This is a genomic window from Corynebacterium sp. ACRPH (assembly GCF_022347285.1).
In the GTDB taxonomy this organism is placed as follows: Bacteria; Actinomycetota; Actinomycetes; order Mycobacteriales; family Mycobacteriaceae; genus Corynebacterium.
Genome location: NZ_JAKRND010000010.1, coordinates 44,621 through 65,745, shown reverse-complemented (window position 1 = coordinate 65,745; position 21,125 = coordinate 44,621). Strand labels below are relative to the sequence as shown.

Sequence of the window (21,125 nt, the reverse complement as noted above, 5' to 3'; positions counted from 1 at the left end):
TTAGGCCAAGCGGTCGGCGTCAAAACAAGTGCGGTCGCCGGTGTGGCAGGCCGCGCCGGTCTGCTCGATCTTCAGCAGCACCGTATCGCCGTCGCAGTCCAGGCGCACCTCTTCGACGCGCTGGGTGTGGCCGCTGGTCTCGCCCTTGATCCAATAGGACTGGCGCGACCGGGACCAGTAGGTGCCCTTCTTGGTGGCCAGGGTGTGAGCCAGGGCGTGGTCGTTCATCCACGCCATCATCAGCACATCACCATTCGTGATGTCCTGGACGATGGCGGGCACCAGGCCGTCTGTGTTAAAGCGGACGCGCTCGGCGATGGCGCGGTCTAGCTCGTAGCTTGCCGGGTCTGTGTTGGGGCCTGTCTTGGGATCTGTGGCGCTCACAGTCGTACCTCGTAGCCCGCATCGGCCAGGGCCTGCTTGACCTCGCGGATCTCCACCTCGCCGAAGTGGAAGATGGAGGCCGCCAGCACAGCATCCGCGCCTGCCTCCACGGCGGGCGGGAAGTGTTCCGGGGCGCCTGCGCCGCCGGAGGCGATGACGGGAATGGAGACAGCCTTGCGCACGGCCTGCAGCATCTCGATGTCGAAGCCGGCCTTGGTGCCGTCGCCGTCCATGGAGTTCAGCAGGATCTCCCCCACGCCCAGCTCCTCGCCCTTGCGGGCCCACTCGATGGCATCCAGCCCGGCGGACTTGGTGCCGCCGTGGGTGGTGACCTCAAAGCCGGAGGGGTACTTGTCCGCCTCCGCGGGGTCCTTCACGCGGCGAGCGTCCACGGACAGGACGATGCACTGTGCGCCGAAGCGCTGGGAGAGCTCGCGCAGCAGCTCGGGGCGGGCAACTGCCGAGGAATTGACGCTGACCTTGTCGGCACCGGCGCGCAGCAGAGCGTCCACGTCCTCCTCGCTGCGCACTCCCCCGCCGACGGTCAGCGGGATGAACACCTGGTCGGCGGTGTGCCGCACGACGTCCAGCATGGTGCCGCGGCCGTCCTTGGAGGCGGAGACGTCCAGGAAAGTCAGCTCGTCGGCGCCCAGCGCGTCGTAGCGCTTGGCCAGCTCCACGGGGTCACCGGCGTCGCGCAGGCCCTCGAAGTTCACGCCCTTGACGACGCGACCATTGTCCACGTCCAGGCACGGGATAACGCGCACGGTAACACTCATCGGATGCCTCCTCGGTCGCGGATCTCCTGGGCGTTGCGGGCGGCGGTGCCAATCGGCACGGCCTGAATGTGCTGCAGGATGGTGGCGTGCACCTCCGGCTCGCCTGCGACCAGGCCGGAAACGCCCGGGCGCCACGGGTTGCCCGCGAAGTCGGTGGCGATGCCACCGTTCTCTTCCACGGCGAGGATGCCGGCAGCGTTGTCCCACAGGTTGGGGCTGAAGGTGACAGTGCCGCCGAACACCCCGGCGGCGGTGAAGGCCAGGTCAATGCCCACGGAGCCGGTGACACGCATGCGCGGGTAGGACTTGCCGATCTCGTTCAGCATGTCCTGGCGGTAGGAAATCGGCAGGTTACCGCGGCGCTGCGACAGGATGGAGCCGAAGCTGATCTGCGTCACTCCCGGATCCGACGACGGCATGGCGCGGGCCGGGTGGCCGTCCACCAGCAGCCCCTCGCCTCGGCGGGCGGTGATGCGCTTACCCAGCAGCGGCATCTCGGTGACGGAGACCATGGTCTGCCCCTGGTGCACCAGGGAAACCAGGATGCAGGCAAAAGGATTTCCCACCGCGTAGTTGGCGGTGCCGTCGATGGGATCCACCACCCAGAAAGTCTCCGGCAGTTCCTGGTCCCCGGCTTCGAGAGACTTACGGCGCGGGCCGTCCAACCCGTCCGCCATCGCGTCGTTAGGGTTCGGCTCGGTGATGTTCTCCCCCGGGATCTCGCCGGGGCGCACCGTGCCGAACTCCTCGCCGTGCACGGGCAGGCCGGTGTATTGCGTCAGCAGCGTGCGCAGCTGGCGCTCAACGCTCAGGTCCGCCTCGGTGGCGAAGTCGCCGGGGGACTTGATGACCTCCGGCTCCGCGCCGACAGCTGCGGTAAACGTCGTCTCGGCCTCGTCCACCGCCGCCTCGGCGATGGCCAGCAGCGAGCGGGTATCCAGTTCCTCCGGGGACAGTCCGTGGAAGGCTGTCATTAGTTGTCGCTCCCCCTTCCCGTTTCCCGGGCCGCTTCCAGGGCCTCCTCCAGGGTGAACTTGCCCGCGTACAGTGCCTTGCCCACGATCGCGGAGTCCACGCCCTCGTGCACCACAGCCGCCAGCGCGCGGATGTCGTCCAGGCTGGAGATGCCACCGGAGGCCACTACCGGCGCGTCGGTGGCGGCAGCCACCTCGCGCAGCAGGTCGATGTTCGGGCCGTTCAGCATGCCGTCGCGGCTGACGTCGGTGACCACCAGGCGGGAAACGCCCTGGGAATCCAGGCGCTCTAGTACCTCCCACAGCTCGCCGCCGTCGGAGGTCCAGCCGCGGCCGCGCAGGCGCCATTCGCCGTCGACCTCGCGGGTATCCAGGCCGATGGCCACCTTGTCGCCGTAGCGGGAGATGACGGACTCGCACCACTCCGGATCCTCCAGCGCAGCGGTGCCAATGTTCACGCGGCGGCAGCCGGTGGACAGGGCGCGCTCTAGCGACTCGTCGTCACGGATACCACCGGATAGCTCCACGTTCACGTCCAGCTGGCCGGTGACCTCCTTCAGCAACTCGAAGTTGCTGCCCCTACCGAAGGCAGCGTCAAGGTCCACCAGGTGGATCCACTCCGCGCCTGCGTTCTGCCAGGCCAAAGCGGCCTCAATCGGTGCTCCGTAGCTGGTCTCCGTGCCCGCCGCGCCCTGTACTAGGCGGACGGCCTGGCCGTCGGCTACGTCGACGGCGGGAAGCAGGGTCAGGGCACGGGAGTTATCAGTAGAAGCCATAGGGAGAATCCTAACGTGTATCGAGGCCGTCGAAGATCAAATCCATGAAACTAGTGCTATTTCTAGAGCTAGAGCGTGTCCACCCAGTTCTGCAGCAGCTTTAGCCCTGCGTCACCAGACTTCTCCGGGTGGAACTGCGTAGCCCACAGCGGACCATTTTCCACGGCGGCGACGAAGCGGCTGCGGCCGTGGCTCGCCCAGTGCACCAGCGGCGGCTCGGTGCGCCCATCGGTCAGTAGCTCCCACTCCTGCACGCCATAGGAGTGGACGAAGTAGAAGCGCTCGGACTCCTTGATACCGGCAAACATTTTCGTCGGCTCGGCTGCGGGCTTGTCTAGCGCGCTGGCCGAGGAGCCATCGCCGACCTCCACGGTGTTCCACCCCATGTGCGGCAACACGTCAGCATCCAGCTTCTCCACGGTGCCGGGCCACTCACCCATGCCCTCCATGAAGTTAACGTTTCCTGCGCTGTTATCTTCTGCGCGAGCCTCTTCCGTGCCTTCCGCGAACTCCACTCCCCGGTCGAAGAGGATCTGCATGCCCACGCAGATGCTCAGCACCGGGCGCCCGCCCGCCAGTCGCTGGCCGATCAGACGGTCCCCGTACACACTGTGCAGCTGCTTCATGCACGCACTGTAGGCGCCCACGCCCGGCACCAGCAGCCCGTCGGCTCGCTGTACCGTCTCCGGGTCGCGGGTCACCTCAACCTCGGCCCCTGCCTTTTCAACCGCTCGCTGGGCGGAGCGTACGTTTCCGCTGCCGTAGTCCAGGAGGGCGACATGTGGGCGTCGAGAAGAAAGAGAAGAATTCATAACTGGTAATCCTAGCCGGACTTACCCGGGCGCAGTTCACGTCGTCGCACTCGACGCAATGTTTCGCGCACATTGCCGTACTCGGCGACGCGGTGACGCCCCACAATCCGGTCGAGGATAGCCACCACAAAGCCGAACGCGGCGACCACCCCGGCGGTGATGAAGGCCCCCTGGTAGGTCAGCGCACCGGCCACAAAACCCAGCAAGATCGCGCCCACACCGGTGCCCCCGTCGAAGGTCATGTTCCACAGCGCCGACGCCTTGGCGGACTCGGCCCTGGGCAGGCGGTCGAAGAGCATCAGCAGCGCCTCGGTCTGGTTGATGCCGAAGCCCGCGCCGAAGAACGCAGCCGAGAGCAGTGACCAGAGCAGCAACAGCCCGCCCGTGGGGTGTACGGCCAGCATGATGGCCGCAGAGGCCAGGCCCACCATGCACAGAACCAGACCCAGCGCGTTCAGGCGTCCCGGCTCGCCCACGCGGTCGGCGTACCAACCGCTGAACAGGCGGGAGCCGATCTGCATCAAGCCCACCACGCTCAGCGCCAGGCCAGAGATGGTGGCGGCCACTGCCACGTCGATCTCGCCGGCGGCGGGCGCCAGGAACGTGCTGAACCCGGCGAAGCCCACGGCGGCCGCGCCGATGGAAAGCCCTGGCACGGTGGCCAGCTTCCAGGTAGCCACGCGGGGCGCCTCCGGAGTGTAGTCCGTCTGCGAGGTTGCATTGTCGGGAATATCGGCGGCCACACCGGGCGAGTTCTCGCGTTCGACCTTCGGCAGCTGCAGCGCAGCCAGGGCTCCCACGGCCGAGTACAACGCCGCGGCCGAGCACACTCCGACCAGGCCGAAGCTGCCGTAGAGCCACATACCCAGCGGGAAGCTAATCAGCTGTGTCACGCCCACCGTCGCGCCGAACACGCCGGAGGATCGACCGACCAGGCGCGGCGGCACCAGCTCCGCGATCAGCGCGGCCTCCGTCACCGTCACCGCACCGAAGCCCACGCCACGCACGGCGGCGATGGCCAGCACCGTCACCGCGGACATGTCGGCCACGTACACCAGCGCCGGGAAGCCCAGCAGCAGCGCGGCACCCAGCATCACGGGCGCGTAGCCCACGGCGCGCAGCAGGCGCGGGGTGAAGGCCTGCGTCAGCACGGTGGCGGCCATGAACACACCCGTGGACAGGCCCGCCACGCTATCGGTTCCGCCCCCATCGATCACGGCCAGGGGGATGACCGGCAGGAGTAGCGCCCAGCCACCGAACGCACAGAAGACCGACACCAGTGTGGCGATCAGGCCGGGGGCCTTCCACACGGAATCGATCTTTTCTAGTTCTTCAATGGTCAGCGCCTTCGGGCGCGCCATTACAGTGTTCCCTTGGTCGACGGAACCCCGCCCACGCGCGGGTCGTCCTCCACGGCGGCGCGCAGCGCGCGGGCCACGGCCTTAAATTCCGCCTCGGTGATGTGGTGCGGGTCGCGGCCGTACAGGCAGCGCACGTGCAGGGCAATGCGCGAGTTCAGCGCCAGGGTCTCAAAGAAGTGCTGGTTGATGACGGTGGCGTAGTGGCCGCCGATCACCGCGCTGAGCATCTGCTCCGGCTCCCCCACGCCCACGTAGTACGGGCGCCCCGATACGTCCACGGCGGCGTGCGCCAGCGTTTCATCCATCGGGATGAAAGCATCGCCGAAGCGGCGGATGCCCGCCTTGTCGCCCAGCGCCTGCGCCAGGGCCTGGCCCATCACAATCGCAGTGTCCTCGACGGTGTGGTGTGCGTCGATCTCTACGTCACCGCGGGCGTGCACCTTCAGGTCGAAGGAGCCGTGTGCGCCGAGGGCGGTCAGCATGTGGTCGAAAAACGGCACGCCTGTGTCGATGTCGGTCTTTCCGGTGCCGTCCAGGTTCCACTCGACCTGGATGTCTGATTCTTTGGTGGCGCGCTGGGCCTTCCCGATGCGCGGGGTGGGGTTCGTGGCCACGGTGGCTTTGCACCTACCTCTCTGGTCTCTCTGGGGTCTCTGGTCCCGTTCTCTAAAAGCTCTTAAAACGTCTGTCTGGTGTGTCTAATCGTCCATCATCTTGGCGGCGGCGGCAAGAAACGCATCGTTTTCCTCCGGCAGCCCGACAGTTGCGCGCAGCCAGCCTGCCACACCGACGTCGCGGATCAGCACCTCTTGGTCCAGGAATCGCTGCCACACCGCGGCCGAATCGCCGACGCGGTCGAAGCCGCCGAAGAACACGAAGTTCGAGTGCGAGTCGATCACGTCGTAGCCCAGTTCACGCAGGCGGGCAACCACTCGGTCGCGCTCCTGGCGCAGCTTCTCCACCGTCTGCAGCGTGGCCGCGGAGTGCTCCAGCGCCACCTCCGCCGCTGCCTGCGACAGGGTCGCCAGGTGGTACGGCAGGCGCACCAGCATCACGGCCTCGATAAACGCCGGGTGGGCCACGAAGTAGCCCAATCGCCCGCCGGCGAAGTCGAAGGCCTTGGACATGGTGCGGGAAACCACGAGCTTCGTCGGGTACTGCTCCAGCAGCCCCACCGCGCTGGGCTCATCGGAGAACTCCGCGTAGGCCTCGTCGACGATCACGATGCCGGGGGCTACCTGCAGGATCTTCTCGATGTCAGCCAGCGGCGTGCTGTTGCCGGTGGGATTGTTGGGCGTCGTAATAAAGATGACGTTCGGCTGGCGCTCGTCGATGGCGGCAACCGCCTCGTCCACGTCGATGTCGAAGCGATTCTCGGCGCGACGCTCGACCGAAATGAACTCCGTCTGAGTGCCCGCTGCCAAGATCGGGTGCATGGAGTAGCTCGGCACAAAGCCCATGGCGCTGCGTCCAGGCCCGCCGAAAGCCTGCAAGAGCTGCTGCAATACCTCGTTGGAACCGTTGGCTGCCCATACCTGTTCTTTAGTGACGCCCACACCCGTCTGCTGGCTCACGTACGCCGCTAGGGCCTCACGCAGCCCCACTGCGTCGCGGTCTGGATAGCGGTTCAGCTGCTTGCCCAGCTCCGCCACGCGGCGGGCGATGCCCTCAACAATCTCCGGCGACGGCGGGTAGGGGTTCTCGTTGGTGTTCAGCTGGTTGGCTACGGAAAGCTGTGGGGCTCCGTAGGCGGACTTGCCACGTAGCTCTTCACGCAGCGGCAGGTCGGCCAGGGAGATCTGGTTGTTCTGCTCGGCCATGGTTTAGCCCTCCGTTCGGTTGGTGTTTGCGGTGTTGGTGCGTGCTGTGTTTGTACGTGCACTGATGGCTTCGCCGTGGGCGGGCAGCCCCTCGGACTTAGACAGGGTGATCACCGTGTCGGCCACGCCCCGCAGGCCTTCCTCGTTGTAGTCGATGACGTGCACGGACTTTAGGAAAATCAGGGTGGACAGCCCCGAGGAGTGCCGCGCCGTGCCGGAGGTCGGCAGCACGTGGTTGGAGCCAGCGGCGTAGTCGCCCAGCGGCACCGGGCTGAAGCGGCCGATGAAGATCGCGCCGGCGTTGGTGATCTGCGCTGCGACCTCGTGGGAATCCTCGGTGTGGATCTCCAGGTGCTCGGCGCCATAGGCGTTCGCCGCGCGGATACCCGCGGCGATGTCGTCCACCAGCACCACGCCGGACTGCTGCCCGCCCAAGGCCTCGGCGACGCGCTCGGAGTTTTCGGTGATGTGATAGCGCTCGTTCATCTCGGCCACCACCTCGTCGGCCAGCTTCTCGCTGTCCGTGATCAGCACGGAGGCCGCCATCGTGTCGTGCTCCGCCTGACTAATCAGGTCGTAGGCGATTTCCACCGCATTGGCACTCTCGTCGGCCAGCACAGCGATCTCGGTCGGGCCCGCCTCGGAGTCGATGCCCACCACAGAGCGGCACAGCCGCTTGGCGGCGGTGACGAAGATGTTGCCCGGGCCGGTCACCATATCCACCGGCTCCAGCTCCTCGCCGCCTTCTGCCGTGGAGCCGTGCGCGAGCAGCGCCACTGCCTGCGCCCCGCCGACGGCCCAGACCTCCTCCACGCCCAGCAGCTTGCAGGCCGCCAACACGGTCGGGTGCGGCCAGCTGCCCTCCTGCGGCGGGGAGGCCACAACGAGGGACTCCACCCCGGCCTCCTGAGCCGGCACGACGTTCATGATCACACTCGACGGGTACACCGCGTTGCCACCCGGCGCGTACAGACCCACGCGCTGGACGGGGATGAACCGCTCGGTCACAATGCCGCCCGGCGCGACCTCCACCTGCTTGTCTTCAGGCCGGATGGCGGAGTGGAATGCACGCACCCGCTTGATGGCCTCTTCGAGTGCAGCGATGACATCGTCGGCCAAAGTCCCCACGGCGGCGTCAATAACCTCAGCAGGAACCCGCACCGAATCCGGGGTCACGCCGTCGAAGCGCTGCCCGATCTCCAGCGCTGCGCGTGCCCCGCCTTCGCGCACCTGGTCGACGATCGGTGCGACGGTGGGGATCACCGAGTCCACGTCCGTTCCCCCGCGCGGCAGCCGATGGCGCAGCTCGGCGGTAGTCGGGGCCTGTCCCCGCAGATCGATCCGGCTAAAGTCCAGCTGGGCGCTAGTCATCGTGTACGCAGCTTCCTTACTGATTAATACTGATTAATACTGGCTAATACTGAATAATTATGTGCGGTTATGTACTCGGCTAAAGTTTACGCCATGGCCCAGACACTCCATTCACTGCTCCGGGACAGCCGCACCGCCGCGCAATCGGGGGCTTCGGCGGCGACGAGTTGGCGCCTGGCCAGCGACTTCGCCCGGCAGTACTGGCTGGCCACTCCCGACGAGGTGCCGGACGAGCTGGTGGGCGAGTTCTACAGCATGCGGGCCAGCGCCGCGGATCACCTGGGTTTTGCCGACGAGGCCATCGCCGCCTTGCGGGACCTGCGAGCGTGGGCGCGCAGTAACGACGATCACGCGCTGGCGCTGGAGGCTTTGGCGCTGCTGGCTCACCAGTCGCTGACTCTTCAGGAGCGCCCCGCCACCTTGGCCGTGCTGCACTCGCCGCGCGAAATGCTGGCACAACTAGCCCAGGGTTTCGCCGACTTTCGCCTGGATCCGGATTCCCCCACCCTCGCCGAGGCGCCGCACATCACCCACCGCGACCTGCCCAGGTCGATCGCCGCGCGGTTGACCTCGGCCGCCACGACGGGCTTTGCGGTGGCCACGAATCTTTCTGGTTCTTCCGATGACGCCGATGGGGGCGCTGACAATGACGCCACAGCCTTCGACTTCGCCGACACCTTCGCCCAACTGGTGCGGAGGTTCGGCTCGAAACCCCCGAGCACGGCCGACCGGCAGCTGTGGTTCGCCCAGGAGGCATGGTTCCGCGGGCGGCGCGAGGAGGCCTACGACCGGGTGACTGCACTGATCGACCGGCTGGAGGAAGATTCCCTGCTGAGCGGCAGCACGGACGCGCAAATAGTTTCCCTCTATAAGGCGCACGACATGCTGGCGCACTTCGAGATGTTCCGAGCCACCGAAAGCATCGGCGAGGATTCCTCCCTGGCCGCCGTGGCGGATCATTGGAAGGAGTGCGTACGCCTGGCCGGGAAGCTGAATGCGGAGGTGATCGCCCTGCAGTGCGCGGGTCTGGCGGCGATGGCGCTACTCGGCGAGGGGCGCGAGGGCGAGGCCTGGGAGCTCGCCAGCGCGGAGCTGGCCGCCACGGAGGGCTGCCCGCTATCCCCCGCCATTTTGAACCTGCGCTACACCCTGGCGGAGGCAGCTCTAAACTGCGGGCTCTTTGAGGAGGCTCTGGCGAACGCCCGCCTGGTGGCGGAGTGGTCGGAGTTCAGCGCGGACGACGAGCGCACCATCGGCGGCTATTCCATGGCGCTAGTCGCCGCCGCGGAGCTGGGCTACGCGGAGATTGCCGCGGAGCTGGACCAGCGCCGACGCGCGGCGCTGGAACGCTGGGAAGCCTAAAAGACCAGAACTCTAGTCCAGGCCGATGTCCAGCGCCCGCACGCTGTGGGTCAACCCACCCACGGCCACGGACTCCACGCCCGCGGCGGCGTAATCCCCGGCTACGTCCAGGGTGAGCCCGCCGGAGGATTCCAACAGCACCTGCGGGGCCAGCTGGTCGCGCAGCTCCACGGCCTTGCGCGTGTCCTCCACTGTGAAGTTATCCAGCAGCACCTGCGGCGGGTGAGCCTTGCCCTCCGCCAGCAGGTCGGCGAGCTGGTCCAGGGTATCCACCTCGACCTCTACCCACGTGGTGGCGTCCTCCCCCAAGAACTCCCGCACCCGCGCGTACGCTTCGGCGGCGCTCGAGAGCTCCACGTGGTTGTCCTTGACCATCACCTGGTCGCCCAGGTTGTAGCGGTGTGGGTAGCCACCGCCGTGGACGATCGCTCGTTTTTCCAGCATGCGCATGCCGGGCAAGGTCTTGCGGGAATCGCGAACCTTGCAGCCACGCGGGCTGGTGGCCGTGGACTCCACTGCGTCGACCCACTTGCGGGTCTGGGTGGCGATGCCGGAGGCATGGCTCAGGATGTTCAGCAATGTGCGTTCGAGCATGAGGATGTGCTGGATCTTGCCCTCCACTCGGGCGACCTCGGCCCCGGCCTCCACGCGGTCGCCGTCGGCGACCAGCGGGACGAACTCCACGTGCCGCTCGTCGGCGACCTCCGCGACGATGGCCAGCGCATCCAGTCCGCTGATAACACCCGCCTGCCTGGCACGCATGACCTTCGTGCCAGTCGCGTCGGCGGGCACCGTCGCCAGGGTGCTGACGTCCGCACCATCGCCGAAGTCCTCCTCCAGCGCGACCTTGGCCATGCGCAGATACGCAGCACGGATGCGGGACGGGTCGGTGAGCTGTGCCGGGTAGGGAAGCTCCAGGTCTTGCTGCTCCACGCCTACTCCCCGCTTCCCGGGTTGCCGATGGCGATCATGCGCTCCACGGAACGGCGGGCCGCGGCGGCGGTCTCCTCGTCCACCGTCACCTCGTCCTCGCCCAGCGCCAGGCAGCGCAGCAGGGCCGCCGGGGTGATCATCTTCATGTACGTGCAGGCCGCCCAATCGTTCACGGCGCGGAAGTCCACCTCTGGGTTGGCCTGGCGCAGCTGGTGCAGCATGCCAACCTCGGTGGCCACCAGCACGGTGGACTGGTTGGTGGACTTGGCCTGCGAGATCATGTCGCCGGTGGAGAGCATCTTCACCCGCTCCGGCTCCACGATGCCCTCGCCCGCCAGGTAGATGGCGGAGTTGGCGCAGCCGCACTCCGGGTGGATAAACAGGTCCGCCGTCGGGTTGTCGTGCGCCTGCTGGCTCAGCTCCTGGCCGGAGATGCCGGCGTGCACGTGGCACTCGCCCGCCCAGACGTGGATGTTGTCTCGCCCGGTCTCGCGGCGCACGTGCGCGCCGAGGAACTGGTCGGGGCCGAACAGCACCTCCTGATCCTCCGGCAGGCTGGCCACCACGTCCACCGCGTTGGAGCTGGTGCAGCAGATGTCCGTCAGCGCTTTCACATCGGCGGTGGTGTTGACGTAGCTGACCACCACGGCCCCCGGGTGCTCGGCCTTCCACTCGCGCAGCTCGTCGGCGCTAAGGGAATCGGCCAGGGAGCACCCCGCGTTGGCGTCAGGAATAAGAACAGTCTTTTCCGGCGACAGGATCTTCGCCGTCTCGGCCATAAAGTGCACGCCACAGAAGACGATCACGTCGGCGTCCGTCTCCGCCGCGATGCGCGACAGGGCGAGGGAATCGCCGGTGTGGTCGGCAATGTCCTGGATCTCCGGCAGCTGGTAGTTGTGCGCCAGAATCAGCGCATTCTTCTGTTCCTTCAGCCGGCGGACTTCCGCGGCCCACTCGTCGGTGGAGATGCTATCCGGCATGGTCCAGAGGCCATCCACGCGAGTGATACTCTCTATGGTTTTGTTTAGCATTCCCCCACTTTAGTCCCTAGCAGCGCGTTTCTACCTAATCCTCAAAGTCTTCCGGGTCGGCGAAAATCGTCGCCATCCAGTAGACGATCAGCGCCAGCGCCGGGGCCACGACCATCCCCACAGAGGGGCCCGCGGCGTCCAGAATGTGGAAGACATCTCCCGCCTGCGGGTGCTCCGGGAGCGGGTCTGCGTACAGCCTCTCGGCCACGCTGACGCCCACCGCCCAGGCCGCCACGGCGCCCCACAGCACAGCAAGGGTAGTCCACAGCATCATGAGCAGCCCCCGCATGCGCGTGCGAAACGCCCACAGCGCCACCGCAATTCCACCCAGCGCCGTCAGCGCCACGTAGTAGGTAAACCCGCGGAACGAGGCATCCTCGGTTCCCGGCGCGATTTCCGCACCGCCGTCGGCGGCCACCACTAGCTCGGAGGTCGGGTGGATCACACCCCACAGCACTCCCAGCAGCAGGAAGCTCACCAGGGTAATAAAGAGGACCTGCGCCGCCTCCCCGATCGGGCGGGGGATCTTGAAACTTCTGCTCAATGCGCTAGACCTACTCGCCGTCCTGGGTTTCCGCGGTTTCTGGCATGCCCACGGCGTGACAGAACTTCCACTTCTCGTCCTCGCGCTTGAAGTACATGCGGTTGGAGTCCTCGCGCTCGGCCTCGGAGATGGTGACCGTGGCGTGTGCGTTGTCACCCTCGGCCATCACTTCCTGGATGTCGGTGATGTTTGGGGTGCGGCCCGGCTGTTCGTCGAAGTTGCCCTGCCCGGCGGAGGCATCGGCCTGTTCACGCGCGGCTTCCTCGCCGCCCTGCTGCTCGATGTCGGCTCGGCAGGTGTTGTCGATGGTCCAGTGCAGGTACTCGTCCATGGGTCGGGCACCGTTGCTCAGCTCGTGCAGCAGGTTGACGATCTGCTGCTTGTCTTCGTCGCTGGCCGGGGTTGCGTAGACCGGCCCTTCGGGCATCGCTTCTTCGGTCGGGGCGGCTTGGTCAGCCTGGTTTGCTTCGTCCGCGTGACTCGACTCGCCGCTGTTTTCTCCGTCGTCGGATCCGCACGCCGTGAGTGCGAGGGGCAGGGTACACAGGGCGGCTAGGCATGTCTTCCGAATCTTCATGTCGCTCACCCTACGGCAATGTAGTCCACTACCCTTGGACACCGTGCAGTTAAACCGCAAGAAAATCGTGAGCACCGCAGTCGACATCCTGCAGCAGTACGGCCTGGCCGACCTCACGATGCGGCGGCTCGCCCGCGCTCTCGACGTCGCCCCTGGCGCCCTGTACTGGCATTTCCCCAACAAGCAGGCGCTTTTGGGAGGTATCGCCGAGTCGATCCTCACCGCCGTGCCCGCCCGCCCCGGCAGTGCGGCGGATTATTGTTCTTTTCTTTTTGACGCCCTCACCTCCCTGCGCGACGGTGCCGACATCACGCTGGCGGCGGTGGCCAGCGGGACGCTTGACCGGGACTTGGCCGAGGAAGTAAGTGCAGAGCTCAGCGCGGAGCTGGGCACAGAGCACAGTGAGGAACACAGCGCGTTGGACAGCGCGAAGCTCCTCCTGCGCTTTGTTTTCGGTTCTGTGCTGGAACTCCAGGCCCGCCAAAGCGTCGCCGTGAATTTGGGGGCGTCAGTGGGCGAACAGAAACAGGATAAAGACCAGGAACAGGAACAAGGTGCGCCTTCCGAAGCTCGCGCACGCCAGGAAGTAGTGCTGGGAGTAGAAACAATACTGCGCGGTCTTAGCCGTTAGAATGGTGGCCATGACTTTCGGACTGTCAGATAAAAGTGGATTGCGTGCGCCCGGCGAGCCTTTGGTCGGGTGGCCCGGAAAGCCCTACCCTCTCGGCGCCACTTTCGACGGCAATGGCACCAACTTTGCTCTATTCACAGAGGTCGCGGAATCCGTCGAGCTCTGTCTCTTCGACAGCCAGGGCGCGGAGACCCGGGTGAAGATGGAGGAGGTAGACGCAGACATCTGGCACTGCTACCTCCCCGGAATCGTCCCCGGCCAGCGTTATGGCTACCGCGTCGACGGTCCATGGGATCCGGCGAAAGGACTGCGCTGCGATCCCTCCAAGCTACTGATGGACCCCTACGGAAAGTCCTTCGACGGCGCCTTCGACGGCGATGCCTCCCTGTTTAGCTACGACATCAACGACCCGGATAACCCGGAGGGGCGCAACCAGGAGGATTCCGCCCCGCACGCGATGCGCTCGGTGGTGATCAACCCCTACTTCGACTGGCACCACGACCGCCGTCCGAACATTGAGATGCACAAGACCGTCATCTACGAGACCCACGTCAAGGGCCTGACGATGACTCACCCGGACGTCCCGGAGCACCTGCGCGGCACCTATGCCGGTTTGGGCCACCACTCCATCGTGGAGTACTTCAAGGACCTGGGTGTCACGGCCGTGGAGCTGATGCCGGTGCACCAGTTCGTTCACGACGACCGCCTGCGCGAGCTGGGTCTGCGCAACTACTGGGGATACAACACCCTGGGCTTCTTCGCCCCGCACCGGGACTACGCGGCATCCCCCAGTGCCGAGGGCGCAATCGCGGAGTTCAAGCAGATGGTCCGCAGCTACCACGAGGCGGGCATCGAGGTGATCCTGGACGTGGTCTACAACCACACCAGCGAGGGCAACCACATGGGCCCCACCCAGAACTTCCGCGGCATCGACAACGCCGCCTACTACCGCCTGGTCGACGGCGACGAGGCGCACTACATGGACTACACGGGCACGGGTAACTCCCTGAACGTCCGCCACCCGCACACCCTGCAGCTAATCATGGATTCCCTGCGCTACTGGGTGACGGAGATGCACATCGACGGCTTCCGCTTCGACTTGGCCTCCACCCTGGCCCGCGAGTTCCACGACGTGGACCGCCTCTCCGCATTCTTCGACCTAGTGCAGCAGGATCCGGTGGTCAGCCAGGTCAAGCTCATCGCCGAGCCGTGGGATGTCGGCGAAGGCGGCTACCAGGTGGGTAACTTCCCGGCCCTGTGGAACGAGTGGAACGGTAAGTACCGCGACACGGTGCGCGACTTCTGGCGCGGCGAGCCCTCCACCCTGGGCGAGTTCGCCTCCCGCCTCACCGGCTCCTCAGACCTTTACACCGGCCGGCGCCCCACGGCCTCCATCAACTTCATTACCGCCCACGACGGCTTCACCCTCAACGACCTGGTCAGCTACAACGAGAAGCAGAACGAGGCCAATGGCGAGGACAACCGCGACGGCGAGAGCCACAACCGCTCCTGGAACTGTGGCGTGGAAGGCCCCACGGATGACGAAGAGGTTTTGCAGCTGCGCGACAAGCAGCGCCGCAACTTCCTGACCACCCTCATGCTCTCCCAGGGCACACCGATGCTCTCCCACGGCGACGAGATTGGCCGCACCCAGGGCGGAAACAACAACGTCTACTGCCAGGACAACGAGATCGCCTGGATGGACTGGGAAAACATGGATAAGGATCTGCACGCCTTCACGCGCTACCTCATCCACCTGCGCCAGGCGCATCCGGTGTTCCGCCGCCGTCGCTTCCTGGCGGGCGGCCCGCTGGGCCAGGACGTGGCCAAGCGCGACATTGCGTGGCTCACCCCGGATGGCGATCTGATGTCCGATTCCGATTGGAACGCGGACTTCGGTAAGTCCCTGATGGTTCACCTCAACGGCATGGCCATCGAGGAGCCGGATCCACAGGGCCGCCCGGTGGAGGACGATTCCTTCATCTTCTGCTTCAACGCCCACCACGAGCCGATCACGTTCACGCTGCCGCGCCGCCACAAGGTGATGCACGTGGAGCCGAGCGAAGAGGAAAGCTGGACCGTCGTCGTGGATACCGCGGAGCCGACTGGCGTGCCGGAGGAGCCCCGCAGCTTCGCCGGTGGCGACACCCTGGAGGTCGACGCGCGCAGCACCGTGGTTCTGCAACGTCCGATCACCACGGAGGTCAAGCTCTAGGCATGGCCGCCGCTTCGTCCCCCTCCCCTGCAGCCTTCCCCGCCCGCGGCGCGGAAGTCACCCTTACCACAGAGGAGATCCGGGTGACCCGCTCGCCGCTGGCTTCCTCGCTGTACCCGGATGCCGCTCGCCCCGCCGACGAGCTCATCGGCTGGTACAAGCAGGCGCCCGAAGGCTGTTCGCCGGGGTACATCCAATTGCTTTTTGACGCCGAACGTCCCCGCGTGAACTTCTCTCCCTCGCAGACCGAGGAGTTCGCCGCGCTGGATCTTCAGCTCACCAACCTGCAGGCCGGCTACCCCCTAGATGCCGGGGCGGGATCTGCTGGGGCAGGCGCTGCTGGCTCTGCAGGCTCTGAGGGCACTGAGAACACAGAGATCTCCGCCGCGGACTGGGTCAGCTCCGCTGAATCCACCGGCGGTGGGGACGAGGGGGCGTCACCAAAGAAGACCTCAAAGAAGACACAGCAGCGCTCGCCGGCGCCGTGGGCGAAGGTAGCCACCCCGGACGAAGTCCCCGAGACGAACGAGGAGGCGGACATCGACGGCCCCATCTACGGGCAGACGGTGTGCGTGACCGGCGACGTGGAGCCCTACGACAAGGGCGAGGTGTGGGACATGATCGCCTCCCGCGGCGGTGTGGTGGCCAAGAACGTGACGAAGAAGACGACGATGCTGATCGTCGGCGAATGGCACTCCATGACCTCGAAGGAAAAGCGCGCCCGCGAGCTGCAGGATAAGGGCCAGGAGCTGCAGATCATCGGCTTCCAGGAGTTCCTGCAGCTAATCAAGTAGGCAAGTAGCCTAGAGAGCATGTCAGCGACCTATCGCCTTCAGCTCCGCGGACCTGGATCCGACCCCACCCAAGCCTTCACTTTCGCAGATGCGGAAGATCACCTGCCCTACTTTTCCCGCCTCGGTGTTTCGCACCTCTACCTCTCCCCGGTGATGCAAGCGCCGAAGGAATCCACCCACGGCTACGACGTCACCGACCCGTCTGTCATTAACCCTGAGCTCGGGGGCATCGACGGTCTGCGATCCCTGGCCGAAAAGGCCCACGAAGCAGGTATCAAGCTGCTGTTAGACATCGTGCCGAACCACGTCGGCGTGGACGATCCGCAGCTGAACCCCTGGTGGTGGGACCTGCTGAAGAACGGCAAGGAGTCCGAGTACGCGGAGTACTTCGACGTGGACTGGTCCGAGGACAACGGTGCGGGCGGGCGACTGGGCCTGCCGGTGCTGGGCAGCGAGGACGATGTCGCAAAACTGCGGATCGAAGAGGGCACAAAGGGCACAGAACCGGTGCTGTGCTACTACGACAACCGCTTCCCCATCGCCGAGGGCACGCTCGGCGGCACCCCGCAGGAGGTGCACGACCGCCAGCACTACCGCCTGATGTACTGGCGCGACGGGGTGATCAACTACCGCCGCTTCTTCAGCATCAACGGGCTGGCGGGCTTGAGGCAGGAAGACCCGGTGGTGTTCGAGCACTCCCACCGCATCCTGAACCAACTGATCGCGGCGGACATCATCGACGGTGTGCGCGTGGACCACCCGGATGGCCTGGCGGATCCCTTCAATTACTTAAAGCAGCTGCGCAAGCTGATCGGCGACGAGCGCTGGCTGCTGGTGGAGAAGATCCTCGGGGTCACCGAGCCGCTGGATCCCCGCCTGACGGTCGACGGCACCACCGGCTACGACGCGCTACGCGAGCTGGACGGCGTGTTCGTTCACCGCCCGGCCGTGGGCACCATGGCCAACCTAGCGCTGGACGTGACCGGCTCGGAGTGGGACGCAGAGGCCTTCGAGAAGGCCGAATACGAGCTGAAGTCCGAGGTCGCCGGGCAGGAGCTCGCGGCCGAGGTGCGCCGCCTGGCCCGCGCCGTGCGCAGCGACAACTGGTCCACCTCCGGCGAGGCCGTGTCCGACGAGGAGCTGCGCGAAACCCTGATCGAACTGATCGCCTCCATGCCGGTCTACCGCGCGGACTACGAATCCCTATCCCGCGTGACCAGCACCGCGATCGCCCAAATGATCATCCGCTACCCGGAGCGCGCCGACGCGCTGGACCTGATCGCCACCGCCCTGATCTCCCGCGGTGAGGCGAACGTGCGCTTCGCCCAGGTCTGCGGTGCGGTGATGGCCAAAGGCGTGGAGGATACCGCCTTCTACCGCGGCTCCCGCCTGGTGAGCCTGCAGGAGGTCGGCGGTGCGCCGGGCCGCTTCGGCGTTTCCCCCGCCGAGTTCCACCTACTGCAGGCCGAGCGCGCCCGCCTGTGGCCAAAGGCGATGACCGCGCTCACGACCCACGACACGAAGCGCGGGGAGGACGTGCGCAGCCGCATCAGCTGCATCACCGAATCCGCCGAGCGCTTCGCTGAGCTGTGCGACGGCATCGAATACGTCGACGGCGGCACCTGCCACTTCCTGCTGCAGAACATGATCGGTGTATGGCCGGTGGACGGCAACGTCACCGACGAACTGCGGGAGCGCCTCCACGCCTACGCGGAAAAGGCCATGCGCGAGGCGGGTGTGCACACCACCTGGTTCGACGTGAACGAGGAGTTCGAGACCTCCATCCACCAGTGGATCGATTCCACCATCGACGATCAGGGCGAAGACATCACCGCGTTCGTCGCGGAGATCGCCCCGGCGGCGGAGGTGGTCTCCATCTCCAAGAAGCTGCTGCAGATCATGGGGCCGGGCATTCCCGACATCTACCAGGGCACGGAGTTCTTCACCGACTCACTGGTGGACCCGGACAACCGCCGCAAGGTGGACTTCGCCGAGCGCATGGAGGCCCTGGATCGCGTTTCCCGCGGCGACGTGCGCAGCACCGACGACGAGCGCCTGTACGTCATCACCACTGCCCTGCAGATCCGCAACCAGTTCGAGCTGGACGAGGCCAGCTACCTGCCCGTCATGGCCACCGGCACCATGGAACGCCATGTGCTGGGCACCCTGCGCGGCGAGGACGTCATCACGCTCGTCACCCGCCGCCCGCTGGACATCCTGCGCGACGGCTGGGGGGACACGACGGTAGCCCTGCCCGAGGGCGTGTGGGAGGATCGCCTCTCCGGCAGCATGTGGGAGGGCGAGGTTCCGCTGGACAGCCTGTTTAGCGAGCGCGGCCAGGCGATCCTCACGCGCATGGGGGTTTAAGCCTTGGCCAAGAAAGCCCGCCGGGCACTGCAGGACTACGACACCTGGATTCAGGCGCACCCCACCGTCGCCGCCGACCTGGAGGCGCACATTATTGATGTTCTTGATGACGCCGGCCTCACGTTTGACCGCGTGAGCGTCCGCATCAAGGACCGGACGAGCTTCGCCCGCAAACTCGCCAACGAGGCATACCCGGACTACGACTCGTTTACGGACGCCCACGACGTGATCGGCGTGCGCGTGATCACCTTCCACTCCTCGGAGATCCCGCAGCTCAAGGACGCACTATCCGGCCTGTTCACAGTGGTGCGAGTGATCGACAAGGCCGCCGAAACCGCCCGCGAGGGGCGCTTCGGGTACGCCAGCCAACACCTGATTGTCTCCGCTAAGGATGAGCCGTGGGCGGCTGAGGACGGGGCGTCACCAAAGTACATAGAGATACAACTACGCACCGTGCTGCAGCACGCATGGGCCGAGTTCGAGCACGACGTGCGCTACAAGAACCAGCAGCATCCAGAGACCAGCTCCCCCGAGGTGCAGCGCGCATTCACCCTGGCCGCGGGGCTGATCGAGCTGGCGGATGAGCAGTTCGACAAGATCGCGGGCATCATCGGCACCTCCGGCGAGGAGGTCGAGGGGGCGCTCGACGAGGAGTCGCTGCCGCGCGTGCTGAGCCGCATTGTGGGGTCGAAGTACCCAACCTCGCGCGTGGACTACTACCACTACGCCATCGAGATGCTGGCCGCCCACGACATCACGACGGTCGCGCAACTCCGCGAGCTGCTGGCGCCGAAGCGGCTGAAGGCGCTGCGCAAGGCGATGAACTACCCGTACTACCCCGGCCAGGTGCGCCTGGTGGACGATATGCTGCTATTCGCCTACGGGCGCGAGCACATCCGCAAGACGGTACACATCGGCGACAATGCGCAATCCCGCCCCGGCAGGCTAGGCAACAGGTGGCAGCAGCTGGGGCAGAAAACTGGCTAGCCCCGAGAAAGAGCCAGCTAGAGCTCGCCGCGCTTGAAGCGCTCCAGCTGACGGCGCTCCCGCTTCGTCGGGCGGCCCGCTCCCCGGTCCCGGCGAGGCATGGCGGGGATCACCGGCGGGGGTGGCGAATGGTCAATATAGGCCTTGCGGGCGAGCTCCGCGCCCACGCGCTTGGAGAGCAGCTGCGTGACCTCCACGATGTGCTCGCGGTGGTGGATCCACACGCGCACCGTGTCGCCCACCACGACCGGCTGGGCGGGCTTCACCGAAACGTCGTTGATCTTCACGTGCCCGGCGCGGCAGGCAGCGGCGGCCTGGGCACGGGTCTTGCACAGGCGAACGGCCCACACCCAGGCATCGATGCGGACCTTGCTAGAGGTTGCAGGGTTGGCCAACGGGGTGCGTCACCACTGATCTTTGTGCTCGACGATGCCCTTGATCTGAAAGCCACTGTAGGCGATGAACGCCACCGCCAGGATCGGCACGATGATGGCGAAGAAGGTGGTGGGCAGGATCGTCACGCCACCGATCAGGCTGACCGCGCCGACACCGCCGGCGATCTGGATGTTCCGGGTGTGCTTGCGGACCTCCGCCTTGCGCTGGGCGATGGGATCGTTGCCCGGGCGGTTGGCGGGCAGGTTGCCATAGTTGCTCATGCTTAGCCAGTGTAGTTAATCGGCGTGTAGTTAATCAGCTACAGCGCGTCCTCGATCCAGCGCTGCCCCTCCAGGTGGGCCTCCACCGCCCCGCTGGTGATACTGGCCAGGAAATCCGGCAGCGGCGCGCCGGGTTCGCAGGCAATCGCCAGCTCCGCCGCCGCCATGTATTCCACTCCCACCACGGTGTATCCGGCGGCGCGGACCTCGGCTTCCACGCGCCCAGCGTCTGCGTGCGGCACCTCGCAGGTGTACAGGTCCAACTGGCGGCGCAGTTCTAACGGCACCTGCTGCAGTACCTCGCGGGTGGCCTCCTGGTAAGCGCGCACCAGCCCGCCGGTGCCGAGCTTCACCCCGCCGAAGTAGCGCACCACCACGACCGCCACGTCTTGCAGCGGCTCCGGGTCGTGCCAGCCCTTCAGTACTTCCAGCATGGGCTGGCCCGCGGTGCCGGCAGGCTCGCCGTCGTCACTGGAGCGTTCGATGGGCTGTGCGGCATCCACCTGCACCACGAACGCGCTGCAGTGGTGGCGCGCGTCCGGGTACTCGCGGCGGATGGCGCCTATGAAGTCGCGCGCCTCGTCCTCGGTGGCGCAGCGCGCGGCCAGGCCGATAAAGCGGGAGCGTTTGATCTCCACCTCCGAGGAGTACCTGCCCGGCTGCGGGCGGACGTACGAGGGTTCGGGGTGGGAGGCGCTCTGCGGCGCTGTATCGTCAGGCATTCTCCCATTATCGCAGCTAGGGTTGGACA

At 66.2% G+C, this 21,125-nt stretch carries 22 protein-coding genes; 6 read left to right on the top strand and 16 right to left on the bottom strand.

Annotated elements, in window-relative coordinates:
• From hisI to hisD, 9 genes are all read right to left on the bottom strand, one after another.
• A complete protein-coding gene (hisI, locus tag MHX66_RS06845; protein WP_239201531.1) occupies nucleotides 1-384 on the bottom strand; it encodes a phosphoribosyl-AMP cyclohydrolase in 384 nt (127 codons plus the stop codon).
• The gene (gene hisF / locus MHX66_RS06840) at nucleotides 381-1,163 is read right to left on the bottom strand and encodes an imidazole glycerol phosphate synthase subunit HisF (protein WP_070489063.1); all 783 of its coding nucleotides are present in this window, start codon (nucleotides 1,161-1,163) and stop codon (nucleotides 381-383) included. The genes hisI and hisF overlap by 4 nt, the downstream gene beginning before the upstream one ends.
• Nucleotides 1,160-2,137, bottom strand: a complete 978-nt coding sequence (locus tag MHX66_RS06835) for an inositol monophosphatase (protein WP_239201527.1) — start codon at nucleotides 2,135-2,137, stop codon at nucleotides 1,160-1,162. The genes hisF and MHX66_RS06835 overlap by 4 nt, the downstream gene beginning before the upstream one ends.
• Complete coding sequence (gene priA / locus MHX66_RS06830) at nucleotides 2,137-2,913, bottom strand: bifunctional 1-(5-phosphoribosyl)-5-((5-phosphoribosylamino)methylideneamino)imidazole-4-carboxamide isomerase/phosphoribosylanthranilate isomerase PriA (RefSeq protein ID WP_239201524.1); 777 nt, start codon at nucleotides 2,911-2,913, stop codon at nucleotides 2,137-2,139. Before priA ends, MHX66_RS06835 begins: the two co-directional genes overlap by 1 nt.
• A gap of 68 nt (nucleotides 2,914-2,981) precedes the next feature.
• A complete protein-coding gene (hisH, locus tag MHX66_RS06825) occupies nucleotides 2,982-3,725 on the bottom strand; it encodes an imidazole glycerol phosphate synthase subunit HisH (protein WP_239201523.1) in 744 nt (247 codons plus the stop codon).
• 11 nt (nucleotides 3,726-3,736) lie between these two features.
• Nucleotides 3,737-5,086 (bottom strand): MFS transporter, encoded by a 1,350-nt coding sequence (locus MHX66_RS06820; RefSeq protein ID WP_239201522.1) that lies wholly within the window; start codon nucleotides 5,084-5,086, stop codon nucleotides 3,737-3,739.
• Nucleotides 5,086-5,700 carry an imidazoleglycerol-phosphate dehydratase HisB gene (hisB, locus tag MHX66_RS06815; protein WP_005295849.1) on the bottom strand — a complete coding sequence of 205 codons (615 nt, stop codon included), beginning with the start codon at nucleotides 5,698-5,700 and terminating at the stop codon, nucleotides 5,086-5,088. Before hisB ends, MHX66_RS06820 begins: the two co-directional genes overlap by 1 nt.
• A gap of 84 nt (nucleotides 5,701-5,784) precedes the next feature.
• Nucleotides 5,785-6,906, bottom strand: coding sequence for a histidinol-phosphate transaminase (locus tag MHX66_RS06810; protein WP_239201515.1), 1,122 nt, complete (start codon nucleotides 6,904-6,906; stop codon nucleotides 5,785-5,787).
• Nucleotides 6,907-6,909: 3 nt separating this feature from the next.
• Nucleotides 6,910-8,277 carry a histidinol dehydrogenase gene (gene hisD, locus MHX66_RS06805; RefSeq protein ID WP_239201512.1) on the bottom strand — a complete coding sequence of 456 codons (1,368 nt, stop codon included), beginning with the start codon at nucleotides 8,275-8,277 and terminating at the stop codon, nucleotides 6,910-6,912.
• A gap of 93 nt (nucleotides 8,278-8,370) precedes the next feature.
• On the opposite strand from hisD, the gene MHX66_RS06800 reads away from it, so the two are divergent.
• Entirely contained in the window at nucleotides 8,371-9,639 is a 1,269-nt protein-coding gene (locus MHX66_RS06800) for a hypothetical protein (RefSeq protein WP_239201506.1), read from the top strand.
• A 12-nt stretch (nucleotides 9,640-9,651) separates the two neighbouring features.
• Here the strand turns inward: MHX66_RS06800 and nadC are convergent, their stop codons facing one another.
• The 4 genes from nadC to MHX66_RS06780 are packed head-to-tail and all read right to left on the bottom strand — an operon-like array spanning nucleotide 9,652 to nucleotide 12,724.
• Nucleotides 9,652-10,572: a carboxylating nicotinate-nucleotide diphosphorylase gene (gene nadC, locus MHX66_RS06795; RefSeq protein ID WP_239201500.1), complete on the bottom strand. Its 921-nt coding sequence runs from the start codon at nucleotides 10,570-10,572 to the stop codon at nucleotides 9,652-9,654.
• 2 nt (nucleotides 10,573-10,574) lie between these two features.
• Nucleotides 10,575-11,603: a quinolinate synthase NadA gene (gene nadA / locus MHX66_RS06790; protein ID WP_255717263.1), complete on the bottom strand. Its 1,029-nt coding sequence runs from the start codon at nucleotides 11,601-11,603 to the stop codon at nucleotides 10,575-10,577.
• A gap of 34 nt (nucleotides 11,604-11,637) precedes the next feature.
• Nucleotides 11,638-12,147 (bottom strand): hypothetical protein, encoded by a 510-nt coding sequence (locus MHX66_RS06785; RefSeq protein ID WP_239201498.1) that lies wholly within the window; start codon nucleotides 12,145-12,147, stop codon nucleotides 11,638-11,640.
• A 10-nt stretch (nucleotides 12,148-12,157) separates the two neighbouring features.
• Nucleotides 12,158-12,724 carry a hypothetical protein gene (locus MHX66_RS06780; RefSeq protein WP_239201497.1) on the bottom strand — a complete coding sequence of 189 codons (567 nt, stop codon included), beginning with the start codon at nucleotides 12,722-12,724 and terminating at the stop codon, nucleotides 12,158-12,160.
• A 67-nt stretch (nucleotides 12,725-12,791) separates the two neighbouring features.
• Between MHX66_RS06780 and MHX66_RS06775 the strand changes: the two genes are divergently transcribed.
• The 5 genes from MHX66_RS06775 to MHX66_RS06755 are packed head-to-tail and all read left to right on the top strand — an operon-like array spanning nucleotide 12,792 to nucleotide 19,718.
• Nucleotides 12,792-13,355 carry a TetR/AcrR family transcriptional regulator gene (locus MHX66_RS06775; RefSeq protein WP_239201496.1) on the top strand — a complete coding sequence of 188 codons (564 nt, stop codon included), beginning with the start codon at nucleotides 12,792-12,794 and terminating at the stop codon, nucleotides 13,353-13,355.
• 10 nt (nucleotides 13,356-13,365) lie between these two features.
• Nucleotides 13,366-15,570, top strand: a complete 2,205-nt coding sequence (glgX, locus tag MHX66_RS06770; RefSeq protein ID WP_239201494.1) for a glycogen debranching protein GlgX — start codon at nucleotides 13,366-13,368, stop codon at nucleotides 15,568-15,570.
• Between the two features lie 2 nt (nucleotides 15,571-15,572).
• Nucleotides 15,573-16,364, top strand: a complete 792-nt coding sequence (locus MHX66_RS06765) for a BRCT domain-containing protein (RefSeq protein ID WP_239201492.1) — start codon at nucleotides 15,573-15,575, stop codon at nucleotides 16,362-16,364.
• Nucleotides 16,365-16,382: 18 nt separating this feature from the next.
• Nucleotides 16,383-18,731, top strand: a complete 2,349-nt coding sequence (gene treY / locus MHX66_RS06760; protein WP_239201489.1) for a malto-oligosyltrehalose synthase — start codon at nucleotides 16,383-16,385, stop codon at nucleotides 18,729-18,731.
• Between the two features lie 3 nt (nucleotides 18,732-18,734).
• Nucleotides 18,735-19,718, top strand: a complete 984-nt coding sequence (locus MHX66_RS06755; RefSeq protein WP_239201487.1) for a GTP pyrophosphokinase family protein — start codon at nucleotides 18,735-18,737, stop codon at nucleotides 19,716-19,718.
• A 17-nt stretch (nucleotides 19,719-19,735) separates the two neighbouring features.
• Here the strand turns inward: MHX66_RS06755 and MHX66_RS06750 are convergent, their stop codons facing one another.
• From MHX66_RS06750 to MHX66_RS06740, 3 genes are read right to left on the bottom strand one after another with little or no spacing between them, the layout of a single operon-like run.
• Nucleotides 19,736-20,113: an RNA-binding S4 domain-containing protein gene (locus tag MHX66_RS06750; RefSeq protein WP_239201481.1), complete on the bottom strand. Its 378-nt coding sequence runs from the start codon at nucleotides 20,111-20,113 to the stop codon at nucleotides 19,736-19,738.
• Nucleotides 20,114-20,122: 9 nt separating this feature from the next.
• On the bottom strand, nucleotides 20,123-20,374 hold the full coding sequence (locus MHX66_RS06745) for a hypothetical protein (RefSeq protein WP_239201479.1): 252 nt from the start codon (nucleotides 20,372-20,374) through the stop codon (nucleotides 20,123-20,125).
• Nucleotides 20,375-20,412: 38 nt separating this feature from the next.
• On the bottom strand, nucleotides 20,413-21,096 hold the full coding sequence (locus MHX66_RS06740) for a YigZ family protein (RefSeq protein ID WP_239201477.1): 684 nt from the start codon (nucleotides 21,094-21,096) through the stop codon (nucleotides 20,413-20,415).
• Nucleotides 21,097-21,125 lie beyond the last annotated feature (29 nt).